The 22,488-nt window shown below is 61.0% G+C and carries 27 protein-coding genes and 1 pseudogene; 27 read left to right on the plus strand and 1 reads right to left on the minus strand.

Translation table 11 applies throughout. The features are described from left to right. The first annotated feature begins 8 nt into the window (after window positions 1-8). Together fusA and rpsJ are read left to right on the plus strand one after the other, a co-directional pair. Window positions 9-2,108, plus strand: coding sequence for an elongation factor G (gene fusA, locus ABCP74_RS05435; RefSeq protein WP_152067423.1), 2,100 nt, complete (start codon window positions 9-11; stop codon window positions 2,106-2,108). 61 nt (window positions 2,109-2,169) lie between these two features. Then, window positions 2,170-2,478, plus strand: a complete 309-nt coding sequence (gene rpsJ / locus ABCP74_RS05440) for a 30S ribosomal protein S10 (protein ID WP_022094184.1) — start codon at window positions 2,170-2,172, stop codon at window positions 2,476-2,478. 116 nt (window positions 2,479-2,594) lie between these two features. Here the strand turns inward: rpsJ and ABCP74_RS05445 are convergent, their stop codons facing one another. Continuing rightward, window positions 2,595-3,371 carry a biotin--[acetyl-CoA-carboxylase] ligase gene (locus ABCP74_RS05445; RefSeq protein ID WP_343001092.1) on the minus strand — a complete coding sequence of 259 codons (777 nt, stop codon included), beginning with the start codon at window positions 3,369-3,371 and terminating at the stop codon, window positions 2,595-2,597. A 176-nt stretch (window positions 3,372-3,547) separates the two neighbouring features. Between ABCP74_RS05445 and ABCP74_RS05450 the strand changes: the two genes are divergently transcribed. The 25 genes and pseudogenes from ABCP74_RS05450 to rplX all read left to right on the plus strand — a co-directional run bounded on the left by ABCP74_RS05450 (window position 3,548) and on the right by rplX (window position 22,195). Beyond that, complete coding sequence (locus ABCP74_RS05450; RefSeq protein ID WP_343001093.1) at window positions 3,548-4,507, plus strand: beta-ketoacyl-ACP synthase 3; 960 nt, start codon at window positions 3,548-3,550, stop codon at window positions 4,505-4,507. A 51-nt stretch (window positions 4,508-4,558) separates the two neighbouring features. Continuing rightward, window positions 4,559-4,795, plus strand: a complete 237-nt coding sequence (locus ABCP74_RS05455) for an acyl carrier protein (RefSeq protein ID WP_006235019.1) — start codon at window positions 4,559-4,561, stop codon at window positions 4,793-4,795. A 2-nt stretch (window positions 4,796-4,797) separates the two neighbouring features. Then, window positions 4,798-5,742, plus strand: coding sequence for an enoyl-[acyl-carrier-protein] reductase FabK (gene fabK / locus ABCP74_RS05460; protein WP_343001094.1), 945 nt, complete (start codon window positions 4,798-4,800; stop codon window positions 5,740-5,742). Beyond that, window positions 5,730-6,656 carry an ACP S-malonyltransferase gene (locus tag ABCP74_RS05465; RefSeq protein WP_343001095.1) on the plus strand — a complete coding sequence of 309 codons (927 nt, stop codon included), beginning with the start codon at window positions 5,730-5,732 and terminating at the stop codon, window positions 6,654-6,656. Before fabK ends, ABCP74_RS05465 begins: the two co-directional genes overlap by 13 nt. A gap of 30 nt (window positions 6,657-6,686) precedes the next feature. After that, complete coding sequence (fabG, locus tag ABCP74_RS05470) at window positions 6,687-7,460, plus strand: 3-oxoacyl-[acyl-carrier-protein] reductase (protein WP_343001096.1); 774 nt, start codon at window positions 6,687-6,689, stop codon at window positions 7,458-7,460. 39 nt (window positions 7,461-7,499) lie between these two features. After that, entirely contained in the window at window positions 7,500-8,747 is a 1,248-nt protein-coding gene (gene fabF / locus ABCP74_RS05475; protein ID WP_196033060.1) for a beta-ketoacyl-ACP synthase II, read from the plus strand. A 3-nt stretch (window positions 8,748-8,750) separates the two neighbouring features. After that, window positions 8,751-9,224, plus strand: a complete 474-nt coding sequence (accB, locus tag ABCP74_RS05480; protein ID WP_022094191.1) for an acetyl-CoA carboxylase biotin carboxyl carrier protein — start codon at window positions 8,751-8,753, stop codon at window positions 9,222-9,224. A gap of 9 nt (window positions 9,225-9,233) precedes the next feature. Next, complete coding sequence (gene fabZ / locus ABCP74_RS05485) at window positions 9,234-9,656, plus strand: 3-hydroxyacyl-ACP dehydratase FabZ (protein ID WP_099432064.1); 423 nt, start codon at window positions 9,234-9,236, stop codon at window positions 9,654-9,656. 10 nt (window positions 9,657-9,666) lie between these two features. Continuing rightward, entirely contained in the window at window positions 9,667-11,010 is a 1,344-nt protein-coding gene (locus ABCP74_RS05490) for an acetyl-CoA carboxylase biotin carboxylase subunit (RefSeq protein ID WP_195232309.1), read from the plus strand. Then, on the plus strand, window positions 10,997-12,721 hold the full coding sequence (accD, locus tag ABCP74_RS05495; RefSeq protein ID WP_343001097.1) for an acetyl-CoA carboxylase, carboxyltransferase subunit beta: 1,725 nt from the start codon (window positions 10,997-10,999) through the stop codon (window positions 12,719-12,721). Before ABCP74_RS05490 ends, accD begins: the two co-directional genes overlap by 14 nt. 40 nt (window positions 12,722-12,761) lie before the next feature. Then, window positions 12,762-13,976, plus strand: coding sequence for a PTS sugar transporter subunit IIC (locus ABCP74_RS05500; protein ID WP_343001098.1), 1,215 nt, complete (start codon window positions 12,762-12,764; stop codon window positions 13,974-13,976). Window positions 13,977-14,126: 150 nt separating this feature from the next. Then, on the plus strand, window positions 14,127-15,281 hold the full coding sequence (locus ABCP74_RS05505; protein WP_148331879.1) for a cation diffusion facilitator family transporter: 1,155 nt from the start codon (window positions 14,127-14,129) through the stop codon (window positions 15,279-15,281). A 39-nt stretch (window positions 15,282-15,320) separates the two neighbouring features. Then, window positions 15,321-15,947, plus strand: coding sequence for a histidine phosphatase family protein (locus tag ABCP74_RS05510; protein ID WP_117745824.1), 627 nt, complete (start codon window positions 15,321-15,323; stop codon window positions 15,945-15,947). A 459-nt stretch (window positions 15,948-16,406) separates the two neighbouring features. Then, the gene (gene rplC / locus ABCP74_RS05515) at window positions 16,407-17,027 is read left to right on the plus strand and encodes a 50S ribosomal protein L3 (protein ID WP_035137484.1); all 621 of its coding nucleotides are present in this window, start codon (window positions 16,407-16,409) and stop codon (window positions 17,025-17,027) included. Window positions 17,028-17,073: 46 nt separating this feature from the next. Further along, window positions 17,074-17,700 carry a 50S ribosomal protein L4 gene (gene rplD / locus ABCP74_RS05520; RefSeq protein WP_006235032.1) on the plus strand — a complete coding sequence of 209 codons (627 nt, stop codon included), beginning with the start codon at window positions 17,074-17,076 and terminating at the stop codon, window positions 17,698-17,700. Next, window positions 17,701-17,988 (plus strand): 50S ribosomal protein L23, encoded by a 288-nt coding sequence (gene rplW / locus ABCP74_RS05525; protein WP_022094197.1) that lies wholly within the window; start codon window positions 17,701-17,703, stop codon window positions 17,986-17,988. Window positions 17,989-18,167: 179 nt separating this feature from the next. Continuing rightward, window positions 18,168-18,998 (plus strand): 50S ribosomal protein L2, encoded by an 831-nt coding sequence (rplB, locus tag ABCP74_RS05530; RefSeq protein ID WP_022094198.1) that lies wholly within the window; start codon window positions 18,168-18,170, stop codon window positions 18,996-18,998. 32 nt (window positions 18,999-19,030) lie between these two features. Then, window positions 19,031-19,291, plus strand: coding sequence for a 30S ribosomal protein S19 (gene rpsS / locus ABCP74_RS05535; RefSeq protein WP_006235035.1), 261 nt, complete (start codon window positions 19,031-19,033; stop codon window positions 19,289-19,291). 14 nt (window positions 19,292-19,305) lie between these two features. After that, window positions 19,306-19,677 (plus strand): 50S ribosomal protein L22, encoded by a 372-nt coding sequence (gene rplV, locus ABCP74_RS05540; protein WP_006235036.1) that lies wholly within the window; start codon window positions 19,306-19,308, stop codon window positions 19,675-19,677. 6 nt (window positions 19,678-19,683) lie between these two features. Continuing rightward, window positions 19,684-20,394 carry a 30S ribosomal protein S3 gene (rpsC, locus tag ABCP74_RS05545; protein ID WP_006235037.1) on the plus strand — a complete coding sequence of 237 codons (711 nt, stop codon included), beginning with the start codon at window positions 19,684-19,686 and terminating at the stop codon, window positions 20,392-20,394. Next, window positions 20,394-20,810: pseudogene (rplP, locus tag ABCP74_RS05550) on the plus strand (50S ribosomal protein L16); the annotation flags it as partial. The gene rpsC and the pseudogene rplP, both read left to right, overlap by 1 nt. An 86-nt stretch (window positions 20,811-20,896) precedes the next feature. Next, window positions 20,897-21,112: a 50S ribosomal protein L29 gene (rpmC, locus tag ABCP74_RS05555; protein ID WP_006235039.1), complete on the plus strand. Its 216-nt coding sequence runs from the start codon at window positions 20,897-20,899 to the stop codon at window positions 21,110-21,112. A 16-nt stretch (window positions 21,113-21,128) separates the two neighbouring features. Beyond that, window positions 21,129-21,389: a 30S ribosomal protein S17 gene (rpsQ, locus tag ABCP74_RS05560; RefSeq protein ID WP_006235040.1), complete on the plus strand. Its 261-nt coding sequence runs from the start codon at window positions 21,129-21,131 to the stop codon at window positions 21,387-21,389. Window positions 21,390-21,507: 118 nt separating this feature from the next. Further along, window positions 21,508-21,876 carry a 50S ribosomal protein L14 gene (gene rplN / locus ABCP74_RS05565; protein ID WP_006235041.1) on the plus strand — a complete coding sequence of 123 codons (369 nt, stop codon included), beginning with the start codon at window positions 21,508-21,510 and terminating at the stop codon, window positions 21,874-21,876. 13 nt (window positions 21,877-21,889) lie between these two features. Beyond that, on the plus strand, window positions 21,890-22,195 hold the full coding sequence (rplX, locus tag ABCP74_RS05570) for a 50S ribosomal protein L24 (RefSeq protein WP_343001099.1): 306 nt from the start codon (window positions 21,890-21,892) through the stop codon (window positions 22,193-22,195). Window positions 22,196-22,488: the final 293 nt, after the last annotated feature.

Raw genomic sequence — 22,488 nt, forward strand, 5'->3', positions numbered from 1 at the left:
GAACTAACATGGCTAAGCCTAAGTACAAGCTTTCCGATACCCGTAACATCGGCATCATGGCCCACATCGATGCCGGTAAGACCACCACGACCGAGCGTATTCTTTACTACACCGGTAAGACCCACAAGATCGGTGAGGTCCATGAGGGCGCTGCCACCATGGACTGGATGGTTCAGGAGCAGGAGCGCGGCGTAACTATTACCTCCGCTGCTACCACGTGCTTCTGGAACAAGGACGGTAAGGACTACCGCATCCAGATCATCGACACCCCGGGCCACGTTGACTTCACCGCAGAGGTCGAGCGCTGCCTGCGCGTCCTCGATGGCGCTGTCGCCGTCTTCGACGCCGTTGCCGGCGTTCAGCCCCAGTCTGAGACCGTTTGGCGTCAGGCTTCTACCTTCAACGTCCCCCGCATCGCCTTCATCAACAAGTATGACCGCGTGGGCGCTGACTTCTTCAACGCTATCGAGACCATGAAGGATCGTCTCGACGCTAACGCCGTGGCCGCTCAGGTCCCGATGGGCGCCGAGGACAACTTCTGGGGCGTCATCGACCTGGTCACCATGACTGCATGGGACTTCAAGGCCGACGAGAAGGGCATGACCTACCCCGAGCCGATGGACGAGATCCCGGCTGAGTTTGCCGACATCGCTGCCACCAAGCGCGAGGAGCTCCTCGACGCTGCTGCCAGCTTTGACGACGAGCTCATGGAGAAGATTCTCATGGAGGAGGACTTCACCGTCGAGGAGCTCAAGGCTGCTCTGCGCAAGGGCGTTCTGGCCAACGAGCTCAACCTCGTCTTCGTGGGCTCCGCCTACAAGAACAAGGGCGTTCAGGAGCTGCTCGACGCTGTCGTCGACTACCTGCCCAGCCCGCTCGACGTTGAGGCCGTCACCGGTACCGATCCGGACACCGGCGAGGAGATCCAGCGTCATCCTTCCTTCGACGAGCCCTTCTCCGGCCTGGTCTTCAAGATCATGACCGACCCGTTCGTCGGTAAGCTCACCTATGTCCGCGTTTACTCCGGCCGCGCCGAGTCCGGTTCCTACGTGGTCAACGCTTCCAATGGTCAGCGCGAGCGCCTCGGCCGCATCCTCGAGATGAACGCTGCCGAGCGTATCGACCGTGACGACGCTGCCGCCGGCGACATCGTCGCTTGCGTTGGCTTCAAGAACTCCACCACCGGTGACACCCTGTGCGAAGAGGGCAAGGAGATCGTCCTCGAGAAGATCGAGTTCGCTAAGCCCGTTATCGACGTTGCCATCGAGCCCAAGACCAAGGCCGAGCAGGACAAGATGTCCCTCGCTCTGACCAAACTCGCCGAGGAGGACCCGACCTTCCAGGTGTCCACCAACCACGAGACCGGCCAGACCATCATCGCCGGCATGGGCGAGCTGCACCTCGAGATCATCGTCGACCGTCTGCTCCGCGAGTTCAAGGTTGACGCTAACGTTGGTAAGCCCCAGGTTGCCTACCGCGAGACCGCTGGTCACGACGTCGAGAAGGCTGAGGGCAAGTTCGTCCGTCAGTCCGGCGGTCGCGGTCAGTACGGCCACGCCGTCATCAAGCTCGAGAAGATGGAGGAGGGCTTCGGCTACGAGTTCGTCAACGCTATCGTCGGCGGCGTCGTGCCCAAGGAGTACATCCCGTCCATCGACAAGGGCATCCAGGAGGCCCTGAACACCGGTGTTATCGCCGGCTTCCCGGTCCTCGACGTTAAGGTCACCCTGTTCGACGGTTCTTACCACGAGGTCGACTCCTCCGAGGCCGCCTTCAAGATCGCCGGTTCCATGGCTATCAAGGACGCCCTCAAGAAGTCCGATCCGCAGCTGCTCGAGCCGATCATGGCTGTCGAGGTCGAGACCCCCGAGCAGTACATGGGCGACGTTATGGGCAACCTCTCCGGTCGCCGCGGCAAGATCGAGGGCATGGAGGATCGCAAGAACAGCAAGCTCATCCGTGCCAAGGTGCCGCTGGGCGAGATGTTCGGTTACGCTACCGACCTTCGCTCCCAGACCCAGGGCCGTGCATCCTACACGATGCAGTTCGACTCTTATGAGCCCGCGCCCAAGTCCATCGTGGACGAGGTCATGAGCAAGAACGCCTAAGTTCGAGCTCCCTGTTACGTAATCCTGCGAGAACACTTCTCGCACTCTTTGGAGGTTTAAGTTGGCTACCCAGAAGATCCGCATTCGCCTCAAGGGCTATGATCACGAGGTCGTCGATCAGTCCGCGAAGCTCATCGTTGAGACCGCTCAGAAGACCGGCGCTCGCGTTTCCGGTCCTGTCCCCCTGCCCACCGAGCGCAATCTGTACACGGTTATCCGCTCGCCGCACGTGAACAAGGACTCCCGTGAGCAGTTCGAGATGCGCACCCACAAGCGTCTCATCGACATCCTCGACCCCACCTCGGGCACCGTTGATTCGCTCATGCGTCTCGACCTCCCCGCTGGCGTCGACATCGACATCAAGCTCTAAGCGATATCGCTCATAGCTTATAGAGCCCCGCTGCCATCTTGGTAGCGGGGCTCTTTTGTTTTGAGTTTAGATTTTGGGATAGCGAATTCGTCTGCCGAGCTGATGGCTGCGGCGCCCTATTCGCTCAGGGGGCGCAAGGACGCTTCTTCGAAGTGGAAGACGCACAAGCCGCTCTCGGTCTCAATGCTTGCGCGGCCGCAATCGTCGACCGTTCTAAATATGCCGCGTGCCAGCTCGTCTCCAGCGGGGGAGCGGGCGATAACGTGCTCCCCAATCCAATTGAGGTGTGCGACATATTCGTCGTGGACGGGCGCGAGCGGTCCGGCGTTTTCTTCCATGGCGTTGAGGCGCTCTGCCCAGGCATCTACAGCGTCTATAACTGCGTGATAGACCTCATCGAGGAGCATGTCGACGGCGGGAACGTTCTCGTTGAGATCCGAGAGGCCAATTGCCGCCAGGCCGCCATCGGGCACCTCTTGGGGCGTGTAGTTTACGTTGACGCCAATGCCGCAGACGGCGAAAGGTTTGCCTTCGTTATCGCGTGCGGCCTCGACCAGAATGCCGCCGAGCTTGCGTCCTCGCGCGACCAGGTCGTTGGGCCATTTGAGGCCAATCTCGTTTGCAAGACCCTGCTTTTCGAGCGCCTCGAGCACCGCTAAGCCGCTGATGGCGGCAAGACCAGAGTACTTTGCAGGATTAACGCATGGACGCAGGACAATCGAAAGCAATAGGTTGCCGGCGGTTGAATCCCACTTGTGGCCGCGCCGGCCGCGTCCTGCCGTCTGAGTCCGGGCGGCAAGTCCCGTGCCGTGCGGCTCTCCCTGTTTTCCTGCTTCGAGCAGGTCATCGTTGGTCGATCCGGTTACGTCGACTATCGTTAAACGAGAATCCATAACAGCTGCTACCTCCTAAGTTAATAAGGCAATCGCGCAATGGTGTCGAGAGATAGACACAATGTGAAGCCTTTGTCGCATTTGGACAATTTAATGTTAACACGTCAACAACGACTAAAATGCGCTATCCTCTCTTGGTCGATGTAAACACGTCAACAACTCAAAGGAGGTTAGTGATGGGTTTCACGATTCTTGGAACAGGCTCGGCGCTTCCTGAGCGCAGTGTTTCCAATGACGAGCTATCTGAGTTCCTCGATACCTCGGATGAGTGGATTTTTACTCGCACAGGTATCAAGAGCCGCCACGTCTGCACCGCCGAGTCACTTGACGACCTTGCCGTAGCGGCGAGCGAGCGGGCACTCCAAGTGTCCGGAATCGACGCGAGCCAGCTGGATCTGATCGTCTGCTCGACGACAACGGGTGACCATCTTGTTCCCGCCGAGGCGTGTGCCGTAGCCGAGCGTCTGGGCGCGACGTGCCCTGCCTTCGATGTCTCGGCGGCTTGTGCCGGCTTCGTGTTTGCGCTCGATGTCGCCGAGGGCTATATCGCCCGCGGCCGTGCCGAGCGCGTGCTTGTCGTTGCTGCCGAGCAGATGACGCGCACGCTCGACTGGACCGACCGCGCCACCTGCGTGCTCTTTGGCGATGGGGCAGGCGCCGCAGTGATTGGAGCTGGGGGAGACAACCCCCTTGCCGTTGAGCTTTCGACGGCGCCCGACGTCGAGACGTTGCGCGTACCCGGTCTGGTCGGCACCTCGCCGTTTAAGGCCTCTGCAGATAGCGAGAGCGTGCTGTCCATGAATGGCCGCCGCGTGTTCAAGTTCGGCGTCAACGCCATCTGCGACACGGTCCATAAGCTTGCGGGCGATGCGGGCATTTCGGTCGAAGACATCGACCATTTTGTATTCCATCAGGCTAACGAACGAATCCTGAGTCAGGCGGTCAAGCGCCTCGGCGTGCCAGACGAGCGCGTGGTTCGAACGCTGCGCGAGACCGGCAACATTTCGAGCGCATGCATTCCGCTTGCCCTCGACCGGCTGGCAAACGCCGGTGCACTTCACACAGGCGACACCATCGCCTTGGTTGGATTTGGCGCCGGTCTGGATATAGGTGGCTATCTGCTTCGTTGGAAGTAGTCGCACATAGGAAATAAAAACGCCCTAGGGCACAACCAAAGGAGAACTACCATGGCAGATCAGAAGACCTTCGAGCGCGTTTGCGACGTTATCCGCGAGACCGCCGGTCTTGACGATGTCGAGATGAAGCCCGAGTCCACGCTCGAGGAGATTGGTCTCGACAGCCTGGGCACCGTCGAGATCCTCGTTGCCGTCGAGGACGAGTTTGGCATCCAGCTCGATACCGAGGAGAACCCCAAGACGGTCGGCGAGTTCGCCGATACGGTCGAGGCGGCATTGGAGAAGTAGAGATGCTCAAGACTCCTCTCTGCGATCTGCTCGGCATCGAAAAGCCCGTGTTCCAGGGCGGTATGGCCTGGATTGCCGATGCCTCGCTGGCGTCCGCAGTGTCCGAGGCGGGTGGCTTAGGCATCATCGCGGCCATGAACGCCGACGCCAACTGGCTTCGCGACCAGATTCATGAGCTGCGCGCCAAGACGGATAAGCCCTTTGGCGTCAACGTCATGCTCATGAGCCCGTTTGCCGACGAGGTTGCACAGGTCGTGATTGACGAGCGAGTGCCGGTCGTCGTGACGGGCGCCGGCAATCCCGCCAAGTACATGAAGGCGTGGAACGAGGCGAGCATCAAGGTCATCCCGGTCGTTGCCTCGGTGGCGCTGGCGCGCCTCGTGGCACGTCGTGGAGCCACGGCGGTTGTTGCCGAGGGTACCGAATCGGGCGGTCATATTGGCGAGACCTCGACGATGGCACTGGTGCCGCAGGTCGTCGATGCGGTCGACATTCCCGTTGTGGCCGCCGGCGGTATTGCCGACGGCCGCGGCGTGGCGGCTGCCTTTATGCTGGGCGCAGCCGGCGTCCAGGTGGGTACGCGCTTTCTCGTTGCGAATGAGTGCACCGTCTCGGAGCAGTACAAAGAGATGGTCCTGAAGGCCAACGACACTTCGACGCGTGCGACCGGTCGCTCGACGGGGCATCCAGTGCGCGCCCTCAAGAGCCCCTTCACCAACGCCTATGCCAAGAGCGAGGGTTCCGGTGCGAGTGCCGAGGAGCTCGGTGCTATGGGAACCGGTGCGCTGCGTAAGGCCGCCAAGGACGGCAACTACGAAGAGGGTTCGTTTTTGTGTGGACAGATTGCCGGCATGGTCAACGAGCGCAAGAGCGCACGCGAAATCGTTGACGACCTGGTCGATGGCGCCGAGCACGTCCTGAAGGGTGCGTGCGCATGGGTGGCGTAGCGTTTTTGTTTGCCGGCCAGGGTGCCCAGCACCCCGCGATGGGCGTCGATCTGATCGAGACATCGTCGGCGGCCGCCGAGGTGTTCGCCATTGCCGATGAGGTGCGCCCGGGGACGAGCGAGCAGTGCCGGAGCGCCTCCAAGGAGGAGCTCTCGCAGACCGAGAATACGCAGCCTTGCGTGTTCGTTCATGACCTGGCAGCGGCTGCCGCACTGCGCGAGCGCGGCGTGGCGCCTGCCGCCTGTGCGGGATTCTCGCTGGGCGAGGTCGCCGCGCTCACCTTTGCAGGAGCGTTCGATACGCGAGCGGGCTTTGAGCTCGTGTGCGAGCGCGCGGCGCTGATGGCCGCGGCTGCCGAGCGTCACCCCGGCGGTATGCGCGCCGTCATCAAGCTTGATGCGGCGCAAGTCGAGAACCTGGCTGCGCAGGCCGGCGAGGATTGCTGGCCGGTCAACTACAACAGCCCGCAGCAGACGGTTGTTGCCGGAGCGCCCGAGGCGCTGCAGGAGCTCGACGCCTTGGTAAAAGAGGCTGGTGGCCGGGCCATGAAGGTCGCGGTGTCGGGTGCATTCCATAGCCCCTATATGGCCGAGGCGACTGAGGGACTGGCGACGTATATCCAAGCCGGCCACGCGCCGTCTCCGCTGCTAATTCCGGTCATGGCAAATATGACGGCGGCGCCCTATCCGGCGGACCCGCGAGCAGCATCGGATGTCTTGGCCAACCAGGTGAGCCATCCCGTGCGCTGGGTCGACACGCTGCATACTCTGCAGGATCAGGGTATCGACACGTTTATTGAGGTCGGCCCTGGCAAAACGCTGTCGGGCCTGGTCAAGCGTACGCTGAGCGACGTTCGCGTGTATTCGTGCGAAACGGCCGAGCAGGTCGCAGCTATTGCCGACGAGCTCGCATAGTCCACAGGGCTGTAACCCGAAAGGAATGACATGGGCAACTTGAACAACGGCACGCTCGAGCGCAACGACTCACGTCGCGTGGCACTGGTCACGGGCGGCTCGCGGGGTATCGGCCGCGCCTGCGCTGCCGGTCTGGCGGAGGACGGCTTTGATATCGCCGTCGTCTATGCCGGAAGCGTCGATGCGGCGCGCGAGACGTGCGAAGCCTGCAAGGCGGCTGGCGCCGCGGCACGCGCATATCAATGCGACGTGGCCGACCCCGCTGCCGTCAACGCGTGCGTGGAAGCGGTCCTCAACGACTTTGGCTCCATTTGGGCGCTCGTCAACAACGCTGGCATCACCCGCGATAGCCTGCTCATGCGCATGGGCGATGACGCCTTCGATCGCGTGCTCGATGTCAATCTTAAAGGAACGTTTAACACGACGCGCGCACTCACCAAGACCTTTATGCGTCAGCGCGGCGGCTGCGTCGTCAACATGAGCTCGGTCGTGGGCCTGATGGGCAATGCCGGGCAGGCCAACTACGCTGCCTCCAAGGCGGGCGTGATCGGCCTGACCAAGGCGGTGGCGCGCGAGCTTGCGCCCCGCGGCGTACGAGTGAACGCGGTCGCACCCGGGTTTGTCGAGACCGATATGACGGCAAAGCTATCGGATAAGGTGCGTGCAGCGTGCGAGGAGCAGATTCCCCTGAGGCGCATGGCGCGTCCCGAGGAAGTGGCCGGCGTGGTGCGCTTTTTGGCGAGCGACGCGGCTGCCTACATTACGGGCGAAGTCGTACGCGTCGACGGCGGAATGGCGATGTAGAAACCAGGGCCGAAGAACGGCTTGGATGAGGAGACCATGATGGAACAGAGAGTAGCAATCACCGGTATCGGTGCCGTGTCGCCGCTCGGCAACACCGCGCTTGCCACCTGGGCGGCCATGTGCGCCGGCACGTGCGGCATCGGCCCGATCACGCACTTCGATACCGATGCGTTTGCCGTCAAGGTGGCAGCCGAGGTCAAGGGCTTTGACGGCAACGAGTACTTTGGCAAGCGTGACGCCAAGCATCTCGACCCCTGCGTTCAGTTTGCGATGGCGGCTTCGGACGAAGCCATGCACGATGCGGGCTTTGATGTCGAAGGCGCCATCGATCGCAAGCGCCTGGGCGTCTACGTGGGCTCGGGCGTGGGCGGTATGACGACGCTCGTCGACAACGTCCATACGATTGCCGAACGTGGGCCCCGCCGCGCATCGCCCTATATGATCGCGATGATGATCCCCAACATGGCATCAGGCAATATCGCAATCCGCCACAAGGCAAAGGGCCCGACCCTGCCCGTGGTGACCGCGTGCGCAACCTCGGCCCATGCGGTGGGCGAGGCGTTCCGCGCCATCAAGCACGGCTATGCCGACGCGATCCTCGCGGGCGGCGCCGAGGCGGCCATTATCCCCGATGCCGTTGCGGGCTTTACGTCCTGCCGCGCATTGACCACCAACCCCGATCCCGCGACGGCCTGCCGTCCGTTCGATGCAGACCGCGACGGCTTTGTGATGGGCGAGGGCGCCTGCGTGCTCGTGCTCGAGAGCATGGAACATGCGCAGGCGCGCGGTGCGCACATTTATGCCGAGGTCGTGGGCTACGGCAACACCGATGATGCCTATCACATTACGAGCCCTGATCCCGAGGCTGCCGGCATTGCCCGCGCGATATCGCTGGCGGTGACCGAGGGCGACGTCAAGCCTTCCGAGGGTCTCTACATCAATGCCCACGGCACATCTACCAAGCTCAACGATTCGTCCGAGACGGCGGGCATTAAGCGTGCGCTCGGCGAGGACGCGGCGCGCGCCGCGCACGTCTCGTCGACTAAGTCGATGACCGGTCACATGATCGGTGCCACGGGCGCCATCGAGGTCATGGCCTGCGCCATGGCGCTCGAGCAGGGCGTGGTGCCGCCGACCATTAACTACCACACGCCCGATCCCGCCTGCGATCTTGACTACACGCCCAATCGCGCGGTTCGCGCCGACCTTACCTGGGCGCTTTCGACCAACCTGGGCTTTGGCGGACACAACGCCGCCATCGCGCTGCGTAGATATACGAGGAGCTAGAGCATGGATTCCAAAAGACTTGCCGAGATAGCCGATGTTATGGAGGACCGCGGCCTCACGCGCGTGCGCGTTGAGGAGCCCGATGGCACCGCGGTCGAACTCGAGCGCGCGAGCGCCGCACAGCCGGTTGCCGTGCCCATGCCCATGCCGAGCGCTATGGCCGCTCCAGTTGCAGCTCCCACAGTCGCGCCTGCCGCACCGGAGCCCGCCGCGCAGACACCTGCCGCCGCACCGGAGCCCAAGGGCACCGAGGTGACCGCTCCCATGGTCGGCGTTTTCTATGCTGCCCCGGCGCCGGGCGACGAACCGTTTGTGCACGTGGGCTCCAAGGTCAAGGCCGGCGAGACCCTCTGCATCATCGAGGCCATGAAGGTTCTCAACGAGGTGACGGCCGAGGCAGACGGCGAGGTGCTCGAGATCTGCGTGGCCGACGGCGACCTCGTGGAGTTTGGCAGCTGCCTCATGAGGATCGGATAGGTGATATCCATGAACAAAGAAGAGCTCAAGAAGCTGTTACCGCATCGTGAGCCGATGCTTTTGCTCGACGAAGCCGAGCTGGTGGGCGACGAGGCCCACGGCAAGATAACGATTACGGGCGACGAGTACTTTTTACAGGGGCATTTTCCGGGAAACCCGGTTGTCCCCGGCGTGATTCAGTGCGAGATGCTCGCCCAGAACTGCTGCGTGCTGCTGATGGGCGATGAGGAGGCGCGCGGCGCGACGCCGTTCTACACCAGTCTGGACAAGGTGCGCTTTAAGCGTCCGGTGCGCCCGGGCGACACGGTGGATCTGGTGTGCTCCATCACGCGTGCGCGCGGGCCGTTCCGCTTTGCGACGGGTACTGCGAGCGTCAACGGTGAGGTTTGCTGCCGCGCCGATATGTCTTTTGCACTCATGCACGAAAGTTAAGGAAGGCTTCATGTTCGACAAAGTGCTCATCGCCAACCGCGGCGAGGTTGCGGTCCGTGTTATCCGCGCGTGCCGCGATATGGGCATCAAGACCGTCGCCGTTTATTCCACGGCCGATGCGGACGCACTGCACGTGCAGCTTGCCGACGAGGCGTATTGCATCGGCGGCCCGCGTCTTGCCGAGAGCTACCTCAACGACGATGCCGTGCTCACCTGTGCCGTAAAGTCGGGAGCTAAGGCAATTCATCCCGGCTATGGCTTTTTCTCCGAGAAGGCGAGCTTCGTGCGCGACTGCGACAAGTATGGCCTGGCGTTTGTTGGTCCTTCGGCCAAGGTGATCGACAGCATGGGCGACAAGGACGCCGCACGTCGAACGGCTGCCGCGGCGGGCGTGCCCATCGTGCCGGGCTGCGATTTGCTCAAAAGTCCCGAGGAGGCAACGGCCGAGGCTGAGCGCATTGGCTGCCCCGTGCTTATTAAGGCGCGTGCGGGCGGCGGCGGTCGCGGTATTCGTAAGGTCGAGCGCGTGGAAGATGCGGCAAAGGCCTTTATTGAAGCACGAGCCGAGGGCGAGGCCGTTTTTGGCGACGGCGAGTGCTACATGGAGAAGTTCGTCGCGCCGGCGCATCACGTTGAGGTACAGATTATGGCCGATAAGCAGGGCCATGTGTTTTCGCTCGGCGAGCGCGAGTGCTCGGTGCAGCGGCGCAACCAAAAGCTAATCGAGGAGAGCCCCGCGCCGTGCCTCGACGGACACGACGACATTCGTGCTCGCATGCACAAGGCAGCGCGTGACCTGGCTCGTGCCGTCGGCTACGAAGGAGCCGGTACCATCGAGTTCCTGTATTCGGACGACGGCAATTTCTACTTTATGGAAATGAACACGCGCTTACAGGTGGAGCATCCGGTTACGGAGTTTGTGACCGATACCGACTTGGTCAAGTGGCAGCTGCGCGTGGCGGCCGGCCAGCCTCTGCCCTTTGAGCAGGAGGACATGCCGGTCCGCAACCATGCTATGGAGTGCCGCATCAATGCCGAAACGCCGGACTTTCTGCCGTCATGCGGAACGGTCACCGCGTTGCGTGTGCCGGGTGGTCCGCGCGTGCGCTGGGATTCCGCCATGTTTGCCGGTGCGAAAGTTCCGCCGTACTACGACTCCATGCTCGGCAAGCTCATCGTGTGTGCGCCCACGCGTGACGGCGCCATTCGCAAGATGCGCTCGGCCCTGGGCGAGCTCGTGATTGAGGGCGTGAGCGAAAACAGCGAGCTTCAGCTCGACGTGCTGGCAAACGACGAGTTCTTGTCGGGCATGTATCACACCGATCTAATGGGGCATCTCTATGCTGATGAATAGAAAAGCGAAGACGGTCAACGTCCTCGAGGGACCGATGACCGAGTCGTGCGCCGAGTTTCCCGCGCGCCACGTGTTTATCAAGTGCCTGGAGTGCCGCCGCGTGATCGATGAGGCGCGCCTGCACGACAACCTCGAGGTCTGCCCTCGTTGCGGCAAACACTTTCGCGTGAGCGGGCGCGACCGCATGCGCATGACGATTGACGAGGGCACGTTTGAGGAATGGGATGCCAGTCTGGCGCCGGAGGACTTCCTTTCGTTTCCCGGCTATGCCGACAAGCTCAAGAGCGTGAGCGAGCGTTCGGGCGAGCACGATGCCGTTGTGTGCGGCAGGGGCAAAATCTGCGGTTGCGATACCGCGCTCTTCTTTATGGACGCTAACTTTATGATGGGCTCGATGGGCTCCGTGGTGGGCGAGAAGATCTGTCGCGCATTTGAGCGTGCGACCGAGCTGGGATTGCCAGTTGTCGGCTTTACCGTTTCGGGCGGTGCTCGCATGCAAGAGGGCGTGACATCGCTTATGCAGATGGCCAAGATTTCTGCGGCGGTTAGGCGCCACAGCGAGGCGGGCGGCCTGTATATCACGGTGCTCACCGACCCCACGACCGGAGGCGTAACCGCGAGCTTTGCCATGGAGGGCGACATTATCCTGGCCGAGCCCGATGCCCTGACGGCATTTGCCGGCCCGCGCGTGATCGAGCAGAACATGCACAAGCGACTGCCCAAGGGATTCCAGCGCTCCGAGTTTTTGATGGAGCACGGCTTTTGCGATGCCGTTGTTCCGCGTGGCGAGATTGCGCTCACGGTAGGCGAGCTGCTGGCGCTGCACGAAGGGCACGCGCCCGGCCTGGGGGCACCGCATGAAATCGTGCATACGGGTCGCCGCGGCAAAAAGCTGGGACACTTGTTTAAGCGCTCGGCGCCACCAAAAACCGCGCTCGAGATTGTCAAGCAGACCCGCTCGGCAGATCGTGCCACGGCGGGCGAGATGATCTCGCTGGGCTTGGACGGATTTGTGGAGCTGCATGGCGACCGTTACTTTGGTGATGACGCCGCCGTGGTGGGTGGCATTGGCTGGAAAGACGGACGTCCTGTGACGGTTATCGCCATCGAGCGCGGCACCACGACCAAAGAGCGCATGCGTCGCAACTTTGGTATGGCACATCCCGAGGGCTACCGCAAAGCGCGTCGCCTTATGCGCCAGGCCGAAAAGTTTGGTCGACCGGTTCTGTGCCTGGTCGATACTTCGGGCGCGTTTTGCGGCATCGGTGCCGAGGAGCGCGGCCAGGGCGAGGCGATTGCCCGGAATCTCATGGAGATGAGCGGCCTTAAGACGCCGATTGTCTCGGTGGTAACAGGCGAGGGCGGCTCTGGTGGCGCGCTGGCGCTGTCCGTGGCCGACCGCATCCTGATGCTCTCGAGCTCGGCCTATTCGGTCGTGAGCCCCGAGGCCTGTGCGTCGATTCTGTGGAAGGATACCGAGCGCGCGAATGAGGCCGCCGAGGCGCTTAAGCTCACGGCCCCCGATTTGTTGGCGCTCGGCATCATCGACGGCATTGTTGATGATAGGGGCCTGTCGCATGAGGAGATCGCCGGTGCCGTCATGTCCTCGGCATTTGATGCCTTCGATACGCTTGGGCGGCTCGACGACGCGACCCTCACAAACCTCCGCTACGAAAAGTACCGCGCAATCGGTCAGTACCGTACGATGTGATAAAGGGACAGCCCACATGTCACATCGGGAAAGGCGTTCCATGCCACAAGTTTCTAACACCTCGTTTACAACGACGGTTTCATCAAACGCCATGGCCGTGGTGGACTATCTGTCCAAAAGCATGATGTCGGCGCTGCCGTTTATTGTCTGCGCGGCGTTGTTCCGCACCGTCGCCGTCATTATGGGCGAAGGCATGCTGGGCCTGTGGTCTGCCGATTCCGAAATCTATCGCCTGTTCTACAGTTGGCTCTATAACGCCGGCTACTACTTTTTGCCCGTTTATCTTGGTTGGGCGGCCGCCCGCCAGCTCGGTTGCTCGGAGCAGCTGGGCATGATGCTGGGCGGCGTATTGATTGCGCCCGATCTGCTTAAGCTCGTCGATGCCGCATCGACGACGGGGGCATCGATGACTTCCGTGTATGGCCTGCTTCCCGCGCCGGTCAACGATTACACGACGACTGTTATTCCGGTTCTCATCTCGGTGCCCGTGCTATGGCGAGTGGAGTGTTTCTTTTCGCGCGTTATCCCTAAGGCCGTGGCGTTTTCGTTCGTTCCGTTTGCGACCATGCTTGTCATGGTTCCGGTTTCGCTGTGTATTACGGCACCGGCGGGCAGCTATCTGGGCATGCTGTTGGGCCAGCTTATGTTTATGCTTGGCAATTCCGGTGGCATCGTGTCGCTGCTCACGCTCATGGGGCTTGCCGCGGGCTGGGAGTTCCTTAAGATCGCGGGCGTCAGCAACGTCGTCCTATCGCTCGCCTATGCGCAGTTTATGAGTGTGGGAACGGATTCGTGCATCCTGATCGCCGCGACGATGGCAACGTTCGCCGTTTGGGGCATGCCTTTTGGCGCGTCGCTCCGCGTTGCGGATAAGGACGAGAAGGCGCTCATGCTGGGCTATTCGATCTCGGGCGTGCTTGGCGGCGTAAGCGAGCCGGCGCTGTACGGTTGCGGCTTTAAATATGGCAGGTGCCTGACGTGCATGGCCATTGGCGGCGCCGTCGGAGGCCTTGTTGCGGCCGTGGGCCACGTTACGGCCTATACCATCGGCATGACGAATGTCCTCATGGTCATTGGCTTTGCCACGGGCGGTATCTCGAACCTGCTGTGGTGCTGCGCTGCCGGCGGTGTGTCATTTGCGGTGTCTGCGGCGCTGAGCTACTGCTTTGGTGTGGTGCCGACGAAGGAACAGGCGACGGAGGACGGAGCCGATTCGCCCGAAACAGTGGCGAGCGCTGCTGAAGTAAGCGCATAAACCTGTGCGACAAAAGGACGATTCTTTTGTCATGCTCCAAGGCCGTGGCCCGTGCGGGCTGCGGCCTCTTTGTATCTGGGAGACAAAGTGGCTACACTACAATCCGTTTGAGCAATAGATATATAGGTAGTACCGTGGGGGCGGATGTAGATGGTCGAGTGGATTGTTAAGCGTGCGCAGGGCGACCGTGCGCGCGTGGGCACGTTGACGGGCGTGGTGTGTATTCTCGCCAATGTGGCACTATGCGCTGCGAAGGGCGTAATTGGCGTGCTGTCGGGATCGGTTTCGATTGTGGCGGATGCCATGAACAACCTGTCCGATGCAAGCTCGAATATCGTGAGCGTGCTGGGCTTTAAGCTGGCGAGCAAGCCGGCCGACCCCGAGCATCCTTACGGCCACGGTCGCTACGAGTATCTCTCGGGTTTGGTCGTGGCGGCGCTCGTGCTGCTTATTGGCATCGAACTGGTGAAGTCCTCGGTGGAGCGTATTGTCAACCCGGAGCCTGTCGAGTTCTCGCTTGCCCTGGTGGCGGTCCTGGCACTTTCGATGGTTGTAAAGCTGTGGATGGCGGCCCTCAACCAAAAGCTCGGCGATCGCATTGAGTCCGAGACGCTGCATGCGACCGCGCAGGATTCCAAGAACGATGTCCTTGCCACAGGCGCCGTGTTGGCGTGCGCAATTGTTTCGCAGGTGACGCACATCAATCTTGACGCATGGGTCGGCCTTGCCGTTGGCGCCTATATTGGCTGGAGCGGTTTTGAGCTCATCCAGGATACGGTGAGCCCGCTTTTGGGCCAGTCGCCCGATCCTAAGCTGGTCAAGCACATTCGAGACAAGATCATGAGCTATCCCGGCGTTTTGGGCGTTCACGATTTGATGGTTCACGACTACGGCCCGGGCAGGAAGTTTGCAAGTGCGCATGCCGAGATGGCGGCCGAGGACAGCCCGTTGGAAAGTCACGACACGCTCGATAACATCGAGCAGTCGTTTAGGGACGAAGACGGCATGATCGTTACGCTTCACTACGATCCCATCGTGACCGATGACCCCAAGCTGGCGAGCATGCGCTTGCGCATTCACGCCATGGCCCAGGAGATCGATAGCCGCCTCTCGATTCATGACCTGCGCTGCGTGCCGGGTCCTACGCACACCAACGTGATCTTTGACTGCGTGCGTCCCTCAGATCTGCAGATGAGTGCCGAAGACGTAAAGCACGCGCTGACACAACGGGTCGAATCGGAATATCCCAAGTCGATTGCCAAGATTACGATCGACGAAGACTACGTAGGGCATACCCACGAGTAAGGCTATGCCGGCAAAGCAGGTTATGCAGAAGGGGAGAGCATGAAGAAGCTGTATCTACTCCGCCACGGTCAGACGGAGTTCAACGTCAAAAAGCTGGTCCAGGGCCGCTGCGATTCACCGCTCACCGACTTAGGCCGTCAGCAAGCCGGGATGGCAGCCGCATGGCTCAAAGCCCACGGCGTCGTCCCCGACAAAGTGGTCTCATCACCCTTAGGCCGAGCCATGGACACGGCAAGTCTCGTCGCATGCGAGCTCCTCGGCCCGGACGCAGCAGCCGAGCCCTGCGAAGGCATTATCGAGCGCTGCTACGGCTCCTTCGAAGAAGGCCCGCACGGCGCGCTGCCCACCGACGTCTGGGATCCGGGCGAGGACCTGGTCCCCTTCGGAGGAGAAGGAAGCCAGGCGCTGCAAGAACGTATGGTGGATGCGCTTACCAATATCATGGGCTCCGAGGGCATCGAAACCCTTCTAGCAGTAAGCCACGGCAGCGCCAGCCGCCAATTTATCAAGGCCGCAGCCCCAGAGGGCTTCGAGCTCCCAACAAAACTCCCCAACTGTGCCATCATGATCTTCGATTTCGATGAGGCAAAGCCACAAGCAGAAGGCGAACCGTCCCAATGCAAGTTCACCCTCCAGCAAATAGTGGACCCCCAACAAAGTCATTAGCCTGAGCGAGCAAGGTTTAGCAGACATCAACGTGGCGTTCCCAGTGTGCGGCGGAGGGGGCGGGCCTGAGACATATTAAGGTTGTCGCGAGTTCCGCACGAACAGGAGAGCACTTAATGTGCTCTCCGTCGTGAGCAGGACTGTAGAGCAGCAACCTTAATATGTCTCAGGCCCGCCCCCTCCGCCGCACACTGGGAACGTGCCACGCACTTTACCTGCGTAAACAATGTGAGTGAAATATGAATCTCGATGGATACGCCCGCAGCCGTGTATACTAAACAGCTGTGTGTAACCAGGGGAGTATTCTGGCTGGACAAAATGCCTGCTTAATAGGGTTGTCAGGTAGTCCGGGCGAAATACAAGGCTGGGGAGCACGTCGTGTAAGTAGTGGTCCTCTAGGGGCGTACGCTCGGTGGTGTACGCATTGTCCCAAGACCACGCGAGAGTTGGGATCATATCTTGATCAGCATGATTCTCGGCCGCAAGATTGGCATGACCCAGGTTTGGGACGAGGACGACAACGTCGTTCCCGTCACGGTCATCCAGGCTGGCCCCTGCGCTGTCTCGCAGGTTAAAACTCAGGCAACCGACGGCTATGACGCCGTCCAGATCGGTTTCGGCGACATCAAGGCCAAGAACGTGAACAAGCCCATGGCTGGTCACTTCGCCAAGGCTGGCGTCGAGCCTGTCCGCTTCCTTCGTGAGGTCCGCGTCGAGAACGGCGAGGAGCACAAGGTCGGCGAGGTCGTCACCGTCGCTGATTTCGCTGATGTCGAGAAGGTCGACGTCATCGGTACCTCCAAGGGTAAGGGCTTCCAGGGTCGCATCAAGCGCTGGGGTCAGCGCCGCGGTCCTATGACGCATGGTTCTCACTTCCAGCGTCACCCCGGTTCTATCGGTCAGTGCGCCTATCCTGCGCGCGTCCTCAAGGGCGTCAAGATGGCCGGTCACATGGGTAACGAGCGCGTTACCGTCAAGAACCTTTCCGTTGTCCGCATCGATGCCGAGCAGAACCTCATCTTGGTCAAGGGCGCTGTCCCGGGTGCCAAGAATGGTCTCGTCGCCATCCGTATGGCCTAAGGGCCCAGCCCATTTAGCCCAGCGTCATACCAAGGAGAACACTTAAATGGCAAAGTTTGAAGTAAAGAACAGCGAGGGCAAGAAGGTCGCCGAGGCCGAGCTCGCCGCTGAGGTGTACGGCATCGAGCCGAACATCCACGTTATGCACCACATCGTCAAGTGCCAGATGGCCTCTTGGCGTCAGGGCACCCAGTCCGCTAAGGGCCGCTCTGAGGTTTCCGGTGGCGGCAAGAAGCCTTGGCGTCAGAAGGGCACCGGCCGTGCCCGCCAGGGTTCCATCCGTGCTGCCCAGTGGCGTCACGGTGGCGTTGTCTTCGCCCCCAAGCCCCGTTCCTACGCTAAGCGTATGAACAACAAGGAGGTCAAGCTGGCTATGCGCTCCGCGCTGTCCGCCAAGCTGGCCGATGGCGAGCTCGTGCTCGTCGACGACTACGGCTTCGAGAAGCCTTCCACCAAGGCTGCCGTCGCCATGCTCAAGGCTCTCGGCCTTGAGGGCAAGCGTCTGACCATCATCGTTCGCGATGAGGACGTCAACGCCTACCTGTCGTTCCGCAACATTCCCAAGACGTTCATCATCACCGCTGACGAGGCCAACACCTACGATCTCGTCAACAACAACGCCGTGCTGATGCCCGCCGACATCGCCGCTCACTTCGGGGAGGTGCTTGCATAAATGACCGCCCACGAGATCATCATCCGTCCGATCGTGTCCGAGCGTTCCTTCTCCGGCATGGAGCTGAACAAGTACACGTTCGAGGTCGCCAAGGATGCTAACAAGTATCAGATCAAGGACGCTGTCGAGGAGATCTTCGGCGTCAAGGTCGTTCGCGTGAACACCCTGACGGTCAAGCCCAAGACCAAGCGCGTGCGCTATGTCGCCGGCAAGACCCGTTCTTGGAAGAAGGCCATCGTCACGCTGGCCGAGGGCGACACCATCGAGGTCTTTGGCAACCAGGCCTAAGACTCGCTGCTGTTGAGTGAGCTCATGCCTCCCAAAAAGGGGAGGCGAGAGCTCAAGGTTTTGGGCGTATAAAATGGACACGCCCGGAACCGTGTATACGTCCGGCGTCATCGCACCCGAGGCAGAACCTCGAATCCCTGTCTGCGATGGCTAACGGATTCCTATTGAAAGGGATTGTAATGGCTGTAAAGCACCTTAAGCCGACCTCCGCTGGTAGGCGTTGGCAGACGATCTCCGACTTCTCCGAGATCACCTGCACCAAGCCCGAGAAGTCTCTTCTCGAGCCCCTGCCCAAGAAGGCCGGTCGTAACAACAACGGCCGCATCACCACCCGCCACCAGGGCGGCGGCGTGAAGCGTCGTTACCGCGTGATCGACTTCAAGCGCAACAAGGACGGCGTGCCCGCCAAGGTCGCCACGATCGAGTACGATCCGAACCGTTCCGCTCGCATCGCTCTGCTGCACTACGCTGACGGTGAGAAGCGCTACATCCTGGCCCCCAAGGGCCTCGAGGTCGGTCAGACCATCATGTCCGGTTCTGACGCCGACATCAAGCCGGGCAACGCTCTGCCCCTCGCCGACATCCCCGTCGGTACGCTCATCCACGCCGTCGAGTTCCAGCCGGGCAAGGGCGCTGCTATCGCCCGTTCCGCCGGTAACTCCTGCCAGCTGATGGGTAAGGAGGGCAAGTACGCCATCGTCCGTATGCCTTCCTCCGAGATGCGCCGCATCCTCGTTACCTGCCGCGCCACCGTCGGTGAGGTCGGCAACGCCGATCACTCCAACATCGTCATCGGCAAGGCCGGCCGTAAGCGTCACATGAACGTGCGCCCGACCGTCCGCGGTACCGTCATGAACCCTGTCGACCACCCGCACGGCGGTGGCGAGGGCAAGAACCACACCTCTGGTCGTCCCTCCGTTACCCCCTGGGGTAAGCCGACGAAGGGCCTTCGTACGCGCAAGAAGAAGAAGGTCTCGAACCAGCACATCATTCGTCGCCGTAAGAAGTAATTTCGGATACCGAGTTTTAGGAGAAAGCACTTATGAGCAGAAGTCTCAAAAAGGGCCCGTTCGTGGAGACTCGCCTTCTCTCGCGTATCACCGCGATGAACGAGGCTGGCAAGAAGGACGTCGTGAAGACCTGGTCCCGCGCGTCCACCATCTTCCCCGAGATGGTTGGTCACACCATCGCCGTCCACGACGGCCGCAAGCATGTGCCCGTGTATGTTACCGAGTCCATGGTTGGTCACAAGCTCGGCGAGTTCGCGCCGACTCGTACGTTCCGTGGCCACAAGGCCAAATAGGGGGTTAACCGTAAATGGCAACTAAGTCTATTGAAACTGAGGCCACCGAGGTTCGCGCCGTCGCTAAGTACGTGCGTGTTTCCCCCAGCAAGGCCCGCCTGGTGGTCGATCTGATCCGCCGCAAGCCTGTCGCTCAGGCCTTCGACATCCTCCACTTCTGCGACCGCGCCGTCGCCGTGGATGTCGAGAAGGTTCTCCGTTCCGCCGTTGCGAACGCCGAGAACAACAACGGTCTGCGTGCCGACAACCTGGTTGTCGCCGCTGCCTATGTTGACGAGGGTCCGACGCTTAAGCGCATCCGTCCCCGCGCCAAGGGTTCCGCTTCTCGCATTCTGAAGCGTACTTCCCACATCACCGTCGTCGTTGCTCCTCGAAAGGAGGCGTAAAGCTGTATGGGTCAGAAAGTCTACCCCACCGGCTTCCGTCTTGGCATCACCGAGAACTGGCGCTCCCGCTGGTTCGCAGAGAAGGATTACGCTAAGACCCTCGGTAACGATCTCGAGATCCGCAAGTACCTCGAGAAGCGTCTTTCCCGCGCAGCTGTCTCCCGCGTCGAGATCGAGCGCGCTGGCGACAAGGTGAAGGTCATTATCCTCACCGCTCGCCCCGGCGTTGTCATCGGTAAGAAGGGTGCCGAGATCGATACCCTCCGCACCGAGCTCGAGAAGGTCGCTGGCGTCTCCAAGGGCCAGCTCTCCGTCGACGTTGTCGAGATCAAGCGCCCCGAGCTCGACGCCAACCTCGTTGCTCAGTCTATCGCCGAGCAGCTCGAGGGCCGCGTTGCCTTCCGTCGCGCTATGCGCAAGGCTGTCCAGTCCGCCCGCAAGGCCGGCGCTAAGGGCATCCGTATCCAGTGCTCCGGTCGTCTCGGCGGTGCCGAGATGGGCCGTCGTGAGTGGTACCGCGAGGGTCGCGTGCCTCTGCACACCCTCCGTGCCAAGATCGACTACGGCACGGCTGTCGCCAGCACCACCATGGGCGCTTGCGGCGTGAAGGTCTGGATTTACCTGGGCGAGAAGCTCCCGGGCCAGCCTGTTCCCAACCCTGCACTCGAGGGCTCTTCCCGTCCTCGTCGTCGTAACTCCGAGAGGAGGGGTCAGTAGTGCTTGCCCCTAAGCGTATTCTTCACCGCAAGGTGCAGCGTGGCTCCATGAAGGGCCAGGCCAAGGGTAATACCGAGCTGCATTTCGGCGAGTTTGGTATCCAGGCTCTCGAGGCCCATTGGATCACCAACCGTCAGATCGAGGCCGCTCGTATTGCCATGACCCGCTACATGAAGCGTGGCGGTCGTGTCTACATCACGATCTTCCCCGATAAGCCCATCACCAAGAAGCCTGCCGAGACTCGCATGGGTTCTGGTAAGGGTAACCCCGAGGAGTGGGTGGCCGTCGTCAAGCCCGGCCGCATCATGTTCGAGGTCAAGGGTGTTCCCGAGGAGGTCGCTCGCGAGGCTCTGCGTCTTGCGCAGCACAAGCTCCCCATCAAGACCAAGATTGTTGCTGCCAAGAACGCTGAGCAGCGCATCGAGAAGGAGATGGCTGAGGAGGCCGCTCTCGAGGCCAAGTGGGCTGCTGAGGACGCCGCCGCCGCCAAGGAGGAGAACTAATGAAGCCCGCAGAGATTCGTGAGCTCTCGGACGCTCAGCTCGTTGAGAAGCTGAAGGAAATGCGCGCCGAGCTCTTTAACCTTCGTTTCCAGATGGCTACCAGCCAGCTGGACAACACCGCTCGCGTCAACACCGTGAAGAAGGACATCGCTCGCGTCCTCACGGAGCAGCGCGCCCGCGAGATCGCAGCGGAGAAGTCCGCTGTCGCCGAGTAGGACCTAAGGAGAGAACATGACTGATTCGCGTAACTCGCGTAAGGTCCGTACGGGTGTCGTTACCTCCGTCTCCGGTGCCAAGACCATTGTTGTCACCATCACCGAGCGCAAGCGTCACCCCAAGTACGGCAAGATGATGACCAGCTCCAAGAAGCTGCACGCTCACGACGAGGAGTGCACGGCTGGCGTGGGCGACACCGTCCGCGTTATGGAGACCCGTCCTATGTCCAAGATGAAGCGTTGGCGCCTCATCGAGGTCGTCGAGCGCGCTAAATAAGCAGTCGCTCTTACGACTTGTACGTTTCCGAAGATGTGCGTATGCCTGGCTTGCATACCACAGGCCGTATAAAGGCAGCGCACCTCTCTTCGGTTCTTAGTTCGGAGGAACATCTACCATGATTCAGATGCAAACCATGCTGAACGTCGCCGACAACTCCGGCGCTCGCAAGATTCGCTGCATCAAGGTGCTTGGCGGTTCCAAGCGTCGTTATGCAGGCATCGGCGATGTGTTCATCGGTGCTGTCCAGGAGGCTACCCCTGGCGCCAACGTCAAGAAGAAGGACGTTGTCCGTTGCGTCGTCGTTCGCACCGTTAAGGAGATCCGCCGCAAGGATGGCTCCTACATTCGCTTTGATGAGAACGCCTGCGTTGTCATCAACAACGATGGTTCGCCCGTCGGCACCCGTATCTTCGGGCCCGTCGCTCGCGAGCTTCGTGACAAGAAGTACATGAAGATCGTCTCGCTCGCTCCCGAGACCCTGTAGTTAGGGGAGATATATGTATATCAAGAAGGGCGATAAGGTCCAGGTTCTCTCTGGTAAGGATCGCGGCAAGCAGGGCGTTGTCCTGCGTGCTCTCCCCGCCGAGAACAAGGTCGTTGTCGAGGGCGTTTCGGTCGTCAAGAAGGCCGTCAAGCCCAACGCTGCCAACCAGCAGGGCGGCATCGTTTCGCAGGAGGCTCCTATCGACGCCTCCAACGTCAATCTCGTTTGCCCCGAGTGCGGTAAGGTTACCCGCGTCGCTCACGAGAAGGACGGCAAGAACAAGCTGCGCGTCTGCAAGAAGTGCGGCCACAAGTTCTAAGCTGCCCGCAACATCAAGTTGCTAGCAAAGGCCCGGATGCCCCACGGCACCCGGGCCTTTTTTGATCCCTATTCATTGGGTACTCATTGGGGACAGGCTTAAATGAGTGATTGCGCGCACGAAGGCTGGCGTGACAGTTGGTCAGCTTGTGCGTTGCTGCGGACTCGGTGAGGCAACGGTTAAAAGGGCAACTGTTGGCTGGCGCGACGCCTCAAATGATCCGTTTTCCTCCGTCCCCAAGGGATCAGGTGATGCGTATTTGTGTGTAGTTACGTGCGTAGGATTGCGTGACT

This window comes from Collinsella aerofaciens, assembly GCF_039062315.1.
Taxonomy (GTDB): domain Bacteria; phylum Actinomycetota; class Coriobacteriia; order Coriobacteriales; family Coriobacteriaceae; genus Collinsella; species Collinsella aerofaciens_BG.

Coding starts and splice junctions, on each gene's coding strand:
- fusA (WP_152067423.1), top strand. CDS start 9: ATGGCTAAGCCTAAGTACAAGCTTTCCGATACCCGTAACATCGGCATC.
- ABCP74_RS05445 (WP_343001092.1), bottom strand. CDS start 3,371: ATGGATTCTCGTTTAACGATAGTCGACGTAACCGGATCGACCAACGAT.
- ABCP74_RS05450 (WP_343001093.1), top strand. CDS start 3,548: ATGGGTTTCACGATTCTTGGAACAGGCTCGGCGCTTCCTGAGCGCAGT.
- ABCP74_RS05455 (WP_006235019.1), top strand. CDS start 4,559: ATGGCAGATCAGAAGACCTTCGAGCGCGTTTGCGACGTTATCCGCGAG.
- fabK (WP_343001094.1), top strand. CDS start 4,798: ATGCTCAAGACTCCTCTCTGCGATCTGCTCGGCATCGAAAAGCCCGTG.
- ABCP74_RS05465 (WP_343001095.1), top strand. CDS start 5,730: ATGGGTGGCGTAGCGTTTTTGTTTGCCGGCCAGGGTGCCCAGCACCCC.
- fabG (WP_343001096.1), top strand. CDS start 6,687: ATGGGCAACTTGAACAACGGCACGCTCGAGCGCAACGACTCACGTCGC.
- fabF (WP_196033060.1), top strand. CDS start 7,500: ATGGAACAGAGAGTAGCAATCACCGGTATCGGTGCCGTGTCGCCGCTC.
- accB (WP_022094191.1), top strand. CDS start 8,751: ATGGATTCCAAAAGACTTGCCGAGATAGCCGATGTTATGGAGGACCGC.
- fabZ (WP_099432064.1), top strand. CDS start 9,234: ATGAACAAAGAAGAGCTCAAGAAGCTGTTACCGCATCGTGAGCCGATG.
- ABCP74_RS05490 (WP_195232309.1), top strand. CDS start 9,667: ATGTTCGACAAAGTGCTCATCGCCAACCGCGGCGAGGTTGCGGTCCGT.
- accD (WP_343001097.1), top strand. CDS start 10,997: ATGCTGATGAATAGAAAAGCGAAGACGGTCAACGTCCTCGAGGGACCG.
- ABCP74_RS05500 (WP_343001098.1), top strand. CDS start 12,762: ATGCCACAAGTTTCTAACACCTCGTTTACAACGACGGTTTCATCAAAC.
- ABCP74_RS05505 (WP_148331879.1), top strand. CDS start 14,127: ATGGTCGAGTGGATTGTTAAGCGTGCGCAGGGCGACCGTGCGCGCGTG.
- ABCP74_RS05510 (WP_117745824.1), top strand. CDS start 15,321: ATGAAGAAGCTGTATCTACTCCGCCACGGTCAGACGGAGTTCAACGTC.
- rplD (WP_006235032.1), top strand. CDS start 17,074: ATGGCAAAGTTTGAAGTAAAGAACAGCGAGGGCAAGAAGGTCGCCGAG.
- rplW (WP_022094197.1), top strand. CDS start 17,701: ATGACCGCCCACGAGATCATCATCCGTCCGATCGTGTCCGAGCGTTCC.
- rplB (WP_022094198.1), top strand. CDS start 18,168: ATGGCTGTAAAGCACCTTAAGCCGACCTCCGCTGGTAGGCGTTGGCAG.
- rpsS (WP_006235035.1), top strand. CDS start 19,031: ATGAGCAGAAGTCTCAAAAAGGGCCCGTTCGTGGAGACTCGCCTTCTC.
- rplV (WP_006235036.1), top strand. CDS start 19,306: ATGGCAACTAAGTCTATTGAAACTGAGGCCACCGAGGTTCGCGCCGTC.
- rpsC (WP_006235037.1), top strand. CDS start 19,684: ATGGGTCAGAAAGTCTACCCCACCGGCTTCCGTCTTGGCATCACCGAG.
- rpmC (WP_006235039.1), top strand. CDS start 20,897: ATGAAGCCCGCAGAGATTCGTGAGCTCTCGGACGCTCAGCTCGTTGAG.
- rpsQ (WP_006235040.1), top strand. CDS start 21,129: ATGACTGATTCGCGTAACTCGCGTAAGGTCCGTACGGGTGTCGTTACC.
- rplN (WP_006235041.1), top strand. CDS start 21,508: ATGATTCAGATGCAAACCATGCTGAACGTCGCCGACAACTCCGGCGCT.
- rplX (WP_343001099.1), top strand. CDS start 21,890: ATGTATATCAAGAAGGGCGATAAGGTCCAGGTTCTCTCTGGTAAGGAT.